The sequence below is a fragment of the Sporosarcina sp. G11-34 genome (genome assembly GCF_026931025.1).
This window is the reverse complement of record NZ_JAHNZW010000008.1, coordinates 37,414-50,089: the sequence shown is the minus strand read 5'-3', so window position 1 is coordinate 50,089 and position 12,676 is coordinate 37,414. Positions and strand designations below refer to the sequence as shown.

At 40.7% G+C, this 12,676-nt stretch carries 15 protein-coding genes; 13 read left to right on the top strand and 2 right to left on the bottom strand.

Translation table 11 applies throughout. The features are described 5' to 3' along the window. The first annotated feature begins 3 nt into the window (after positions 1–3). The 9 genes from aroE to KSU66_RS12895 are packed head-to-tail and all read left to right on the top strand — an operon-like array spanning position 4 to position 7,002. Positions 4–846: a shikimate dehydrogenase gene (gene aroE, locus KSU66_RS12935; RefSeq protein WP_269051881.1), complete on the top strand. Its 843-nt coding sequence runs from the start codon at positions 4–6 to the stop codon at positions 844–846. Further along, a complete protein-coding gene (gene yhbY, locus KSU66_RS12930; RefSeq protein WP_269051880.1) occupies positions 833–1,123 on the top strand; it encodes a ribosome assembly RNA-binding protein YhbY in 291 nt (96 codons plus the stop codon). Before aroE ends, yhbY begins: the two co-directional genes overlap by 14 nt. Positions 1,124–1,135: 12 nt before the next feature. Beyond that, the gene (locus KSU66_RS12925; protein WP_269051879.1) at positions 1,136–1,720 is read left to right on the top strand and encodes a nicotinate-nucleotide adenylyltransferase; all 585 of its coding nucleotides are present in this window, start codon (positions 1,136–1,138) and stop codon (positions 1,718–1,720) included. Then, positions 1,695–2,267, top strand: a complete 573-nt coding sequence (gene yqeK / locus KSU66_RS12920; RefSeq protein ID WP_269051878.1) for a bis(5'-nucleosyl)-tetraphosphatase (symmetrical) YqeK — start codon at positions 1,695–1,697, stop codon at positions 2,265–2,267. Before KSU66_RS12925 ends, yqeK begins: the two co-directional genes overlap by 26 nt. A gap of 25 nt (positions 2,268–2,292) precedes the next feature. Beyond that, on the top strand, positions 2,293–2,640 hold the full coding sequence (rsfS, locus tag KSU66_RS12915) for a ribosome silencing factor (RefSeq protein ID WP_269051877.1): 348 nt from the start codon (positions 2,293–2,295) through the stop codon (positions 2,638–2,640). Beyond that, a complete protein-coding gene (locus KSU66_RS12910; RefSeq protein WP_269051876.1) occupies positions 2,637–3,377 on the top strand; it encodes a class I SAM-dependent DNA methyltransferase in 741 nt (246 codons plus the stop codon). Before rsfS ends, KSU66_RS12910 begins: the two co-directional genes overlap by 4 nt. A 46-nt stretch (positions 3,378–3,423) precedes the next feature. Beyond that, positions 3,424–4,098, top strand: coding sequence for a helix-hairpin-helix domain-containing protein (locus tag KSU66_RS12905; protein WP_269051875.1), 675 nt, complete (start codon positions 3,424–3,426; stop codon positions 4,096–4,098). Positions 4,099–4,150: 52 nt separating this feature from the next. Further along, the gene (locus KSU66_RS12900; protein ID WP_269051874.1) at positions 4,151–4,714 is read left to right on the top strand and encodes a ComE operon protein 2; all 564 of its coding nucleotides are present in this window, start codon (positions 4,151–4,153) and stop codon (positions 4,712–4,714) included. A gap of 17 nt (positions 4,715–4,731) precedes the next feature. Beyond that, a complete protein-coding gene (locus KSU66_RS12895) occupies positions 4,732–7,002 on the top strand; it encodes a DNA internalization-related competence protein ComEC/Rec2 (RefSeq protein ID WP_269051873.1) in 2,271 nt (756 codons plus the stop codon). A gap of 55 nt (positions 7,003–7,057) precedes the next feature. On the opposite strand, the gene KSU66_RS12890 is transcribed toward KSU66_RS12895, so the two are convergent. Further along, complete coding sequence (locus KSU66_RS12890; RefSeq protein ID WP_269051872.1) at positions 7,058–7,192, bottom strand: YqzM family protein; 135 nt, start codon at positions 7,190–7,192, stop codon at positions 7,058–7,060. A 159-nt stretch (positions 7,193–7,351) separates the two neighbouring features. On the opposite strand from KSU66_RS12890, the gene holA reads away from it, so the two are divergent. Continuing rightward, a complete protein-coding gene (holA, locus tag KSU66_RS12885; protein ID WP_269051871.1) occupies positions 7,352–8,368 on the top strand; it encodes a DNA polymerase III subunit delta in 1,017 nt (338 codons plus the stop codon). 37 nt (positions 8,369–8,405) lie between these two features. On the opposite strand, the gene rpsT is transcribed toward holA, so the two are convergent. After that, positions 8,406–8,657 (bottom strand): 30S ribosomal protein S20, encoded by a 252-nt coding sequence (rpsT, locus tag KSU66_RS12880; protein WP_269051870.1) that lies wholly within the window; start codon positions 8,655–8,657, stop codon positions 8,406–8,408. 166 nt (positions 8,658–8,823) lie between these two features. Between rpsT and gpr the strand changes: the two genes are divergently transcribed. The 3 genes from gpr to lepA all read left to right on the top strand — a co-directional run bounded on the left by gpr (position 8,824) and on the right by lepA (position 12,634). Continuing rightward, positions 8,824–9,864: a GPR endopeptidase gene (gene gpr, locus KSU66_RS12875; RefSeq protein ID WP_269051869.1), complete on the top strand. Its 1,041-nt coding sequence runs from the start codon at positions 8,824–8,826 to the stop codon at positions 9,862–9,864. A 103-nt stretch (positions 9,865–9,967) separates the two neighbouring features. Further along, entirely contained in the window at positions 9,968–10,756 is a 789-nt protein-coding gene (gene spoIIP / locus KSU66_RS12870; protein ID WP_269051868.1) for a stage II sporulation protein P, read from the top strand. A 54-nt stretch (positions 10,757–10,810) separates the two neighbouring features. Further along, entirely contained in the window at positions 10,811–12,634 is a 1,824-nt protein-coding gene (gene lepA / locus KSU66_RS12865) for a translation elongation factor 4 (protein ID WP_269051867.1), read from the top strand. The last annotated feature ends 42 nt before the right edge of the window (positions 12,635–12,676 follow it).

The following is a 12,676-nucleotide window of genomic DNA, read 5'->3' as shown; positions in this document are numbered from 1 at the left end:
TACATGAAAAAATGGTACGCAGTCATTGGTGATCCAATTGGACAATCAATGTCTCCAGCAATGCATGATAGTTGGTTTAGTGAAAATGGGATAGATGCTTCGTATGTTCCAATTCGTGTTAAAGAAGAGGAGCTTGGGCAAGCTGTCGAAAGTTTAAAAAGGCTCGGTTGCAGTGGGTGGAATGTAACGGTTCCACATAAAAGTGCAATCATCCCTTTTCTAGATCGAATTGATCCCTATGCGGAAATGATGAATGCGGTCAACACCGTCGAAGTACGTCCAGATGGCACGTTGGTCGGCTCCAATACGGATGGGGAAGGGTTTGTTCGTTCTTTAGAAGAGGCGTATGCCAACCAAGTGGATAACAAAAAAATAGTAGTTATCGGAGCTGGCGGTGCAGCTCGCGGGATTGGCTATGCGCTTCATGCCGCGGGATATGGGCCTATTGTATTTACGAATCGAACGCTTGAAAAAGCGCAAAAACTGTCGGACGAACTGCCGAATTCATCGGTTCGTTCAATAGCTGAGACAGAAGATTCCCTTGCTGAATTCGGATTGGTTGTCCAAACGACTTCAGTTGGGATGAGTTTTGCAACAGAGGGTATGCCACTCAACCCTAAGAATTTGGTTGAGGGAACGATTGTTGCAGACATTATTTATAATCCACTTGAAACAGAGTTTCTTGCTGAAGCCCGGAAACGCAAAGGACGAATAATAAACGGTACGGGAATGTTTGTTCATCAAGGAGCACTTGCTTTTCAAAAGTGGACGAGTGTTCGACCAAATACGGAAAAAATGATTGAAAAAATTACAGTAAACCTTGGAGGTTCTTATGTTAACAGGTAAACAAAAAAGATTTCTGCGCAGCAATGCAAACCACTTACAACCATTATTTCAAATTGGGAAGAACGGTTTAACAGAAGCCGTTATTCACCAAATTGAAGAAGCGCTTGAAGCGAAAGAATTAATTAAAGTGAATATTTTACAAAACTGCGATGAAGATAAAAACGAAATCGCGGGTAAACTTGCTGAACAAGACGGAATTAAGGTCGTTCAAGTAATCGGCAACATCATCGTATTGTACAAGGAGTCCATTGAGAAAAAGCGTATTGAGTTACCGTAAGGAGGACGACCAATGAAAAAGATTGGAATACTCGGTGGGACATTTAACCCTCCGCATCTTGGTCATTTACTCATTGGGAACGAAGTGAAGCACGCGCTTGGACTTGACGAAGTTCGGTTGATGCCCAACGCGGCACCGCCACATAAGACCGCCCCTGGTGATGCAACAGCTTACCAGCGCCTTCATATGGCGAATCTCGCCGCAATGGATGTTGAAGGTCTAACCGTGAGTTCATATGAAGTCGAGCGCGGGGGCATTTCTTACACGTACGATACAGTAAGGGAACTCATTGAAATAGAGCCCGATGTAGAATTTTATTTCATTATTGGTGGCGATATGATAGATGCTCTTCCAACTTGGTACCGGATTGAGGAACTCGTCAAGCTTGTTAAGTTTGTCGGTGTGAATCGTCCCGGCTACGAAGGGCAAACAGAGTTTCCTTTGACGACTGTTACGATACCTCAAATCGATTTATCGTCAACGTTAATACGTAACCGGTTTGAAGAAGGCGATACAGTCCGATTTCTACTAGCACCCGCTGTCGAAGCGTTTATTCGCAAGGAGGGTCTTTATGGATCCCGTAAAACTGAAAAGTGAAATCGAAAACCGAATGCCTGCCAAACGCTATGAGCATGTACTGCGTGTGATGGAGACTTCCGTAAGACTTGCCAAAATGCATAATCTTCCAGTTGAAAAGGCGATAAATGCAGCTCTTTTTCACGACATTGCAAAAGCTATGGATGGGGCATTATTGTTATCGATTATGGAAAAAGAAAATGTCGATAGTCGCCTTTCCAATTTCCATAAGGAATTATGGCACGCTCCAGTAGGGGCAATTATTGCACGGGATGAATTTGGTATTGCGGATGAAGACATATTAAACGCCATACGGTATCATACGACAGGCCGTACAAACATGTCTCTTTTAGAGAAGTTATTATATGTGTCTGATATGATAGAGCCTGGGCGAGACTTTCCAGGCGTGGACGCATTAAGAGAACTCGCTGAAGAAAGTATCGATTTTGCGATGGGAGCTTGCATCCAACAGTCCATACTATTTCTTGTTTCAAAAAAAGTACCGGTTTTTCCGGATTCAATTGATTGTTACAATGATCATGTTAAAGGAAAAACAACTAAAGATTAAACCATTAGGAAGGAAGAGTGAAAGAATGACAACATCATTACTTACGTTAGCATATAACGCAGCAGACGATAAAAAAGCAGAAGATATCGTAGTACTTAATATGGAGGGCGTCTCGATTATCGCAGACCAATTCGTAATTTGTCATGCAAACTCGGAAAGACAAGTGCAATCTATCGCAAGAGAAATTGCCGACCAAGCATCTAAAGCAGGTTATGCAGTAAAAAGACTTGAAGGATTTGACTTAGGTCGATGGATTCTTGTGGACCTTGGAGATGTCGTAGTTCATGTATTCCATAAAGACGAACGTGGTTATTATAACCTTGAAAAACATTGGGGCGACGCGCCATTTTTAGAGATGGCTGACAAAGAATGAATCGGGCGTATTCGGAGTTCGCCTCCGTCTATGATGAATTAATGGCCGATATTCCGTATGACATATACACGGAACTAATTCAGCTCGCAGCCGGTGGACTAGATGGAAAGAAGATTCTAGACATCGGTTGCGGAACGGGGTTATTATCCGTCAAGCTTGCAAAAATGGGAGCCAACGTAACAGGCATCGATATTTCTCCGGAAATGATCACAGTGGCGAAGCAGCGTGCATACGCACATTCGTTACCGATTATATTTGTCGAACAGCCAATGCAACACCTTGAAGGTTTTGAGGAATACGATGTCGCGGTGATTCCTATCGATTCGTTAAACTATGTCGTGGAACGCGACGAAGTCATAAGTACATTAACAAAAGTTTACAATGCACTTAAAGCAGGCGGTGTACTTTTATTTGACGTGCACTCAACATTTAAAACAGATGAAATCTTTATGGAAGGACCGTTTACATTCGATAACGGTCGTATTTCTTACATATGGGAAGCGGAAGAAGGGGACAAACCGCACTCGGTCTATTCTGAACTTGCGTTTTTTGTTCGAAATGCAGATGGTTTGTATAAACGATTTGATGAAGTTCATCTCCAAAGGACATTTTCCGTGCAAGATTATGTTGAAATGCTTGAGAATATTGGTTTTTCAATTGAAAGAATTTTTTCTGATTGGGAAGATGAACCACCGCATGAAGAAAGTGAAAGAATATTCTACCAAGTATGTAAATAACCCTTTGAAAATAGCAGACATTCATATATAATGGAGTGGACTCCATATGGATGCTGCTAAAGAAAGGGTGACTGTACTGTTTCTTTCGTTTGTATCCAGCAATTGGCGTAAGTTTTTAATCCCCATTATCATATTCGCTGCATTATTGTTTTTTTTGTTCTTTCCCCGAGAACAATCGAATAGTGCGAACATTGTTATGAGCGACCAAAACCCATTCCCAGAACTAATAGAAGAGCCCAAACTTGAAGAAATTGTTGTTGATGATGCGCCTAATCTCATCATAGTAGATGTGAAAGGGGCTGTTTTGCATCCCGGTGTTTATACAATGCAAGAAGGCGACCGGCTAGTCGATGCAATTAGTGCAGCAGGTGGTTATTTACCAAATGCAGATTCACGTATGTTAAATCACGCCATGAAATTGGCCGATGAATTTGTAATATACGTTCCTTTAGAAGGAGAAGAAGTTCCTGAAAGTACACTGAATGTAGTTTCGGAACCTTCATCTACTCCCAGCACTGCCAGCGAAGGAAGCGTTAACATAAATACGTCGGATGAAGCCGGACTAATGACCATTCCGGGCATTGGACCTTCAAAAGCCGCGGCGATTATAGCGTATCGTGAAGAGCACGGTCTTTTCAGTGCGACTACCGATCTTATGAAAGTTTCGGGAATTGGACAAAAAACCTTTGATAAACTTGAAAGTTTTATTAAAATAAAGTAAGCGAACTAGTTTTACGCTAATTTACGAAAAGTACTATTAAGGAGGCATACATATGGAGAGAATTACTTGGGACCAATTTTTCATGGCCCAGTGCCATCTTTTAGCGTTGCGAAGTACGTGTACAAGGCTTTCTGTCGGAGCTATACTCGTGAGGGAAAATCGGATTATCGCGGGAGGTTATAACGGTTCCATTTCCGGAGGAGACCATTGCATCGATCATGGTTGTTACGTCGTAGGCAATCATTGTGTGCGAACGATTCACGCGGAAATGAATGCATTGTTGCAGTGCTCGAAATACGGAATACCTGTTGCGGGGGCATCGGTTTACGTGACTCACTTTCCTTGTTTACAATGTACAAAAGCAATCATTCAGGCTGGTATTAATCATGTTTGTTACGCGTTGGATTATAAAAACGACGACTATGCAATGAAGTTATTCGCTCAATCTGGAGTTTCCGTTCAACATATTCCGTTTGACGAAAGAAAAGTTGATTTCTCTGGAAATGGTAAGTTTGAACTTGTTAACGATATGCTTCAAAAGATGCAACAGCTTGGCGCTGACGATAAAGAATTGGGCCCTTTAATGCAAAGGGTGAATGACTTATTTGGGAAATAATAGCACGAATACGCTTTGTGTATATTGCAATACCGGTTGCTGTATCGGTTTTTTCCGCATACGGCCCGGTTTATTTATTAGTACTTAACTTGTTTTTACTCCCCGTCTTTTTTCATAGAAAAAAGGATCTTCTTACACCACTCCTCTCAGTTCTAGCCGCAATTCTTTCTTTTTTTTATATTTCAAATACGTTACCAATCGTTTCCACACCCGTTCCAGCGACACTGTCTTTAACTTGGTCAGATAATGCGAAAATTGACGGGGGAAGATTAAAAGGATTTGCAAAAACATCTACGGGTGAAACAATCTATGCAGTTTATAAGTTTAAGGACGAAAAAGAAAAAATGACTTTCGCTGAACTCAACCTTCCTTCGGCACTATTTACATTTTCAGGGGATTTTCTTGAACCAGATATACCTTCCCATACTTATTCTTTCGATATGAATAGATATATGAAAATGTATGGGGCTTCAGGGATATTTGAAACGGAAATGTTACTTCACGCAGAAATGAGTACGAATATTGGAACCCGCCTTGCCAATCAACGCCGGAAAGTAAAGCAACATATTGCGGCTGTTTTCCCAGAAACGCTAGTTGTAGAAGCTGAAGCGCTCCTGATTGGTGATCGCAGTGGAATGGATGAAGAAGAAGCAAGTACTTACAGACGTCTAGGAATTACACATTTGTTTGCAATTTCAGGGCTTCATGTAGGGCTCCTTGCCTTCATGCTTCGGGAGTTGCTATTGAGGTTGGCCTTAAGGAAGGAAACCGTGGACATGCTCTTAATGGTCCTCTTGCCGATCTACGCGGTCCTTGCAGGTGGGGCGCCTTCGGTATGGCGTGCTGTTTCAGTAACGGTTCTTGTGCTGCTGACGTCTTTAGGTGAAAGGAAAGTAAGACTCGATGATGCGCTTGCAGTTAGTGCAATCATCTTTATCTTATATCAGCCATTTGTTGTTTTTCAGCCGGGTTTTCAGCTGTCTTATATCGCCGCATTTTCACTCGTACTTTCTTCGGAAATATTAGCAAAAGCAAAGACGTTTCTCGGCGCATCTTTTCTCGTTACATCGATTAGCCAACTTGCTTTATATCCGATTTTATTGTTTCACTTTTACGAGCTTTCTTTATCATCATTTTTTGTGAACATTTTTTATGTGCCGTTATATTCGATTATTATATTGCCAGCAAATATCATCCTTTTGCTTGTCACATGGATTTATCCTTTAGCTGCAGAAGTATTATTTGTTTTTTATGTTCCTTTCCGGGAATTTATCAGCTTTTTAACCAATTGGTTAGCTTCTTTACCTTATCAGCTATGGACACCGGGAAAACTAAGTTCAGCGGAGACGGTTTTCGCTGTAGTTGGCGTACTTTACTTTTTTGTCAAGTATGAAGAAGGCGCTTTATTGCGCCGATGTTTGCCGTTTGCGGTAATTCCTGCGCTCGTTATTCATTTTCTTCCATACATGGATAGTACGTGGAGAGTGACTTACCTTGATGTTGGTCAAGGGGATAGCGCGGTGATAGAACTTCCTCATAGAAAAGCCGTTTATGTCATCGATACGGGTGGAACTGTATCATTTGGGGAAGACAGTTGGAAAACCCCAGAACAACGATTTGAAGTAGGAAGAAAAATTGTTGTACCTTATCTAAAAGGTCGAGGCATTACAAAGATTGATAAACTAATTATTTCGCACGCACATGCAGATCATGTCGAAGGAGCGGACGAAATCGTAGAAGAGATTCGTGTAGGTGAAATCCATATAACTCCTGGAAGTGATACCGAAAAAGAAATGGAGGATCTTCTGCGTATCGCGGCAAAAAAGAAAGTGCCGATTCTCCGAATGAAAGACGGTGTTTATTGGAAGGATGGACGAACTGCATTTAAGTATGTAGGGCCGCAAGATGAAGAGTATGTGGGAAATAATAGTTCGCTCGTTTTATATATGAATACTATGGGCGCTAATTTTTTATTTGCAGGAGATATGGAAAAAGATGCGGAAGCTAATTTTTTGCGGAAATATGAAAAGGTGGACTTTGGTCCAATTATTTTAAAAGCAGGGCATCATGGAAGTAAAACATCGAGTACTGCACCTTTCATTGAGAAGCTTCAACCCCAATTAACTATTTTTTCTGCGGGTAAAAATAATTTGTATGGGCATCCGCATGAAGAGGTCAAAGAAACTTTCGCTGAATTAGGTTTGCCAACAATGACAACGGCGAATCATGGGTCGATTACGGTAACTGTCAAAAAAGAAAACGTTTCAGTATCATCAATGGCAAAATAAAAACAGACATGCAACCCCATCTGGGGAACTGCATGTCTGTTTTTTATCATTTGTGTTAGCCGGCTATGACGTCGACAATTGTAGCAATAATAAAGATCAAAGAAAAGAATCCAAAAGCTACAAGAAAACCAATGGCAGAATCAATAAAATCATTACGTTTTGACTGAACGTCATGTTCAAATTCATTCATTGCTACACCTCCTAATTCCACTATAGTATAAGTGATACAGCAAAAAAAATCCATAGCAAGACGTTTTAAATGCGTATTATAATATAAAAGACACAATTTGTTCAAACAGTTTTTTTTTCTTATTGTATAATTGGATGTATGAATTGAAGAGGTGAAATGATGGCGAACGCTACGTGGAAGAAAATCGCGGCAGGTACAATCGATTCTGTCTATTTATTGACCGGACTCGAACAGCATATATTCGATACAACAATAGAACGATTAAAAAAAGCAATTCCAGTCATTGATGACACATCTGTCATTCGATTCGATCTTGAAGAAACGCCAATTGAAACTGTTTTAGAAGAAGCAGATACATTACCTTTCTTGGAAGATCGTAAACTTATACTGGCGGGAAATGCATCCTTTTTGACAGCGCAAGATAAAGGAAAAGAAAAAGTGACACATAATTTGGACATGCTTGAAACATGGTTGGCTAATCCTTCACCAACCGCAACGGTTGTTTTCATAGCGCCTTATGAGAAGTTGGACGGCAGGAAAAAGATAACGAAAATAATGCAAAAAATGACAACAGTTATTGAGGGGAATCGCCTTCAAGGTAAAGACCTTACAACGTGGATTCAACAAGAAGCAAACTCGAATGGTACACAAATTACTCCCGAAGTAGCTGGACAACTAATTGACGTAGCTGGGGATAGTCTATTATCACTTGCAACTGAAATCCAGAAGATGGCAATGTATTTAGGCGGTGAAGGAGAAATAACATTAGAAGTTATTGAAATGCTTGTTCCGCGCACTCCGGAAATGGATGTGTTTAGACTAACGGATGCTTATCTTGCCGGTAAAGTATCGGAAACAGTTTCAATTTACCACGATCTTCTTAGAAATGGCGAGGAACCGATTATGCTTACATCCCTTATATCCGGGCAAATTCGTCTAATGGTTCATGTGCAGTCGTTACGTAAAAAAGGATATCAACAACATCAGATTGCCAAAACGGTAAAAGTGCATCCATATCGTGTGAAGCTAATGATGGAAAATCGAATGATGCCAAGTGAAAAACGATTATTGGACATATTAAACAATCTTGCCACGATTGATTATAAATTAAAATCAACAAGTGGAAAACGAGAACGAATTTTAGAGTTGTTTTTTATGCAAGGTATCCGAAAATAAAAAGACCGTCCGGAAAACCGGACGGTCTTTTTGAAGATTATAGTGCTTTTTTCGTAAGACGTGCTTTTTGACGTGATGCAGTATTTTTGTGGATAAGGCCTTTACGTGCAGCAGTATCAGATAGTTTGATTGCTGCTCTAAGAAGTTCAGTAGCATTTTCGTCTTTATTTTCAAGTGCAACTTCAGCTTTACGTACTGCTGTACGCATAGTAGCTTTTGCATGAGAATTTTGAACGTTTTTTGCTGCGTTTTGTTTCACACTTTTAATCGCAGATTTAATGTTTGGCATTTCATTCACCTCCAATTTCAGGTAAGGCAAGAGTGTTTCCAAGTTTCAAAGGATATCTCTTTCATAACAAGAATTATTTTAGCAAATAAACAACTCAAATGCAATAATAAAAGCGTAAAGAATATTTCATTGACACATCGGGCAAACTTCAGAATGAGGTGATTTCATGGAACCGTATGATTTTTACAGAACGGATCTTGTTGATGAAAGCGAAGAAATGGTGCGTCATCGTACAGCATCAGAAAAAGATCGACTGAAATCCGCAGACGGTATTTCTTTCGAAGAGTCAAGAGTTGGACGGGTTATAGTGACAAATGTAGTGGTCGACGACACTGGTGCTGAACGAATAGGGAAGAAAAAAGGGTCATATGTAACATTAACCATTCCGACGCTGACAAGTGAGGATATGGATGGTTTGGCTGAAATGTCACATGTACTCATTGAAAAACTTGAAGAAATGGTTCAAGACATTCCTTCCCTATCTAAAGGGAAAATATTGTTCATTGGTCTTGGCAACAGAGATATTACACCAGATGCAGTAGGTCCGCTTACTATGGATGTCATGCGCAACGTAGTTCCTGAATACTATTCTGAGGATGGAAGTGAAGTATTTGTTTATGCGCCGGGAGTGACAATCCAAACTGGCCTTGAAACAGCGGACTTTGTAAAGGCCGTTGCAGCGGAAATAAAACCCGATTTACTTATTGTAATTGATGCGCTTGCTGCCCGAGATTCATCTAGGCTATGTCGAACAATTCAATTGACGAATACGGGCATTCATCCAGGTTCTGGAGTTGGAAACAGTCGAAAAGAAGTTTCCGAACAAACAATGGGGATGCCTGTTATCGCGATTGGTATTCCAACAGTCGTAGATGGGCCGGTATTGATTGCGGATGCCATTAACACGATGTTTGGTTATATCGCTTCTAAAATAAGTGAAAAAGACAATCCCTCTTCAAGGTTATCGGTTACCCCTTGGCTGCGCTCAGAGGATAAAGATGCGGATCGTTCCAAGTTAACGCCTATTTTTGGAGATTGGGCAGAGTGGCCGCATGAGGATCGTATCCAACTGTTTGAAGAAGTCTTAACGACCCACGAACTTAATACATTCATTTCACCAAAGGAGATCGACTCCTGGGTTTTTCTTTATGCTGAGACACTGTCTACTTCGCTATCCGAGTGGGTAAATCGGATTAAACAAAAATAAAGATTGGTGTTTATATATACTAAGTAGGTTCAATACAATAGATAAAAAAACAGTCATTGACACGTTTTCCAGTGCATATAATTGGAGAACGGAGGGATGCCCAATGAAAAAAACGTTGAAGATTTGGTGCGCACTTATTCTTTTCCTTTTTCTATTTCCAGTTTTTATTAACTATCTTCCCGACGGTGGAACGACAAAATCGTTGAAGCTTATAAGAGAGCCCGGCGAAATCGTTTTTGCTGCAAATGTTACGGAAGAGCAAACTCCGGAACTGGTTGGAGGAAAAGCACTTCTTTACTTCACTCATTCACAAGAAGCATACGAGCAAGTTACTAAGGCAAAGAACGGTAAAGTTGCTGTGTCGCATCAAACTGAAAATATTATGAAGTTTGGCGAAAAGCTGAAAAATCAACTTGACGTCAATGGATTTGAAACAGATATTTTACCCGTTCAAGTGCCGCATAAAAATGCTTATAAAGCGATTCGACCGCATGTAGAAAAGCGTATCAAAGAAGTGAATTATGACCTGATTATCGATCTTCATAGGGATTCGATTGGTCCCGACAAGACGACAATTGTGCATAATAGTGAAAGGTATGCAAAAGTTGCGTTCGTTATCGGCATGGAGCATCCCAACTTTGCAAGTAATGAAGCAATGGCAAACCAATTAAAAGGTGAGATGGAACAAATTGTTCCTGGGATTACACGCAATTTGGTCAAAAAAAGCGGGCATAACGTGGACGGGAAATACAATCAGGATCTTAACCCAGCTATAGTTCTTGTTGAGTTAGGAGGGGTCGGCAACAGTGAGGAAGAGTTGAATCGGACGATTGCTGTCATTGCAAAGGCGGCTTCATCCGTTATTTCGGACGGTTCCAATGTCAAATATTGAACTATGTCCTATTCACTGCTATAATTCAAATAGCTTAAATAGGAGTGAACAGAGATGAATTTAGAACAAAAATTGGAACGACAAAAAAACATTCGTAACTTTTCAATTATTGCACATATCGATCACGGGAAATCTACTTTAGCCGATCGTATATTGGAAAAGACAAACACACTAACGTCTAGACAAATGACATCACAAACACTAGATTCAATGGATTTAGAACGTGAACGCGGAATCACAATTAAATTAAATGCCGTGCAGTTGACGTATACGGCGAAAGATGGACAAGACTATACATTCCATCTTATTGATACGCCTGGGCACGTCGACTTTACATACGAAGTATCTAGAAGTTTAGCCGCATGTGAAGGCGCAATACTCGTCGTAGACGCTGCGCAAGGGATAGAAGCACAGACGCTTGCAAACGTCTACCTTGCGCTTGATAATGACCTTGAAATATTGCCCGTCATTAATAAAATCGATTTACCAGCGGCTGATCCGGAGCGGGTCAAAAAAGAAGTCGAAGAGATTATTGGACTCGATACGTCTGAAGCCGTTCATGCCTCAGCAAAAGCGGGAATCGGTATTGAAGATATTTTAGAGCAAATCGTAGAAAAAGTCCCTGCACCACAAGGCGATCCAGCAGCACCTTTAAAAGCACTAATTTTCGACTCACATTATGATGCTTATAAAGGAGTTATCGTCTATATTCGTATCGTCGATGGGTCTATTAAGCCCGGAGACAAAATTAAAATGATGGGTACGGGTAAGGAGTTCGAAGTAATCGAAACAGGCGTGTTCACACCCCATGCGACGCACCGTGACGAGTTAAATGTTGGAGATGTTGGCTATCTATCTGCATCGATTAAAAAAGTAGGGGATACACAAGTAGGAGACACGATAACAGGCGTTGAGCATCCAGCACCCGAACCGCTTTCAGGTTATCGCAAAATGAACCCTATGGTGTTTTGTGGCTTGTATCCAATCGATACATCCAAATATAACGATCTTCGTGAAGCACTTGAAAAGCTCGAGTTAAATGACGCTGCACTTGATTATGAGGCTGAAACGTCACAAGCCCTTGGGTTTGGATACCGCTGTGGTTTCCTCGGTTTGTTACACATGGAAATTATTCAAGAACGTATTGAACGTGAATTTAATATTGATTTAATTACAACAGCACCAAGTGTTATTTACAATGTCATCATGACAGACGGTTCTGAAATGAAAGTGGACAACCCTGCAATGATGCCCAATGCGCAAAAAATAGAGTCCGTAGAAGAACCTTATGTAAAAGCGTCCATTATGGTGCCAAACGACTATGTCGGTGCGGTAATGGAACTTTGCCAGAAAAAGCGCGGGAATTTCATGACGATGGACTATTTGGATGCGTCACGCGTAAATATTATTTACGAACTTCCACTTGCAGAAATTGTGTATGACTTTTTCGACCAATTAAAATCTACTACAAAAGGGTATGCGTCATTTGACTATGATTTAATTGGTTACCGTAAATCTAAATTAGTTAAAATGGATATCCTCTTGAATAATGAACAAGTGGATGCGCTGAGCTTTATTGTTCATAACGACTTCTCTTATGAGCGTGGAAAAGCGATCGTAGAAAAACTTCGAAAACTAATCCCTAGACAACAGTTCGAAGTACCAGTTCAAGCCGCTATCGGAAACAAAATTGTTGCTCGTTCGACAATTAAATCGATGGGTAAAAACGTTCTTGCAAAATGTTACGGTGGAGACATTTCCCGTAAACGAAAACTTCTTGAAAAACAAAAAGAAGGTAAGAAGCGGATGAAACAGGTTGGTTCTGTTGAAGTCCCTCAAGAAGCCTTTATGGCCGTATTGAAGATGGACGAGGACTAACTTTCCACGAAAATTAATAAAGAAAAAAGGGGGCGTCCATGC

Excerpts from the sequence above, each read along its gene's own strand:
- aroE (WP_269051881.1), top strand. The coding sequence starts at position 4 with ATGAAAAAATGGTACGCAGTCATTGGTGATCCAATTGGACAATCAATG.
- yhbY (WP_269051880.1), top strand. The coding sequence starts at position 833 with ATGTTAACAGGTAAACAAAAAAGATTTCTGCGCAGCAATGCAAACCAC.
- KSU66_RS12925 (WP_269051879.1), top strand. The coding sequence starts at position 1,136 with ATGAAAAAGATTGGAATACTCGGTGGGACATTTAACCCTCCGCATCTT.
- yqeK (WP_269051878.1), top strand. The coding sequence starts at position 1,695 with ATGGATCCCGTAAAACTGAAAAGTGAAATCGAAAACCGAATGCCTGCC.
- rsfS (WP_269051877.1), top strand. The coding sequence starts at position 2,293 with ATGACAACATCATTACTTACGTTAGCATATAACGCAGCAGACGATAAA.
- KSU66_RS12910 (WP_269051876.1), top strand. The coding sequence starts at position 2,637 with ATGAATCGGGCGTATTCGGAGTTCGCCTCCGTCTATGATGAATTAATG.
- KSU66_RS12905 (WP_269051875.1), top strand. The coding sequence starts at position 3,424 with ATGGATGCTGCTAAAGAAAGGGTGACTGTACTGTTTCTTTCGTTTGTA.
- KSU66_RS12900 (WP_269051874.1), top strand. The coding sequence starts at position 4,151 with ATGGAGAGAATTACTTGGGACCAATTTTTCATGGCCCAGTGCCATCTT.
- KSU66_RS12890 (WP_269051872.1), bottom strand. The coding sequence starts at position 7,192 with ATGAATGAATTTGAACATGACGTTCAGTCAAAACGTAATGATTTTATT.
- holA (WP_269051871.1), top strand. The coding sequence starts at position 7,352 with ATGGCGAACGCTACGTGGAAGAAAATCGCGGCAGGTACAATCGATTCT.
- rpsT (WP_269051870.1), bottom strand. The coding sequence starts at position 8,657 with ATGCCAAACATTAAATCTGCGATTAAAAGTGTGAAACAAAACGCAGCA.
- gpr (WP_269051869.1), top strand. The coding sequence starts at position 8,824 with ATGGAACCGTATGATTTTTACAGAACGGATCTTGTTGATGAAAGCGAA.
- spoIIP (WP_269051868.1), top strand. The coding sequence starts at position 9,968 with ATGAAAAAAACGTTGAAGATTTGGTGCGCACTTATTCTTTTCCTTTTT.
- lepA (WP_269051867.1), top strand. The coding sequence starts at position 10,811 with ATGAATTTAGAACAAAAATTGGAACGACAAAAAAACATTCGTAACTTT.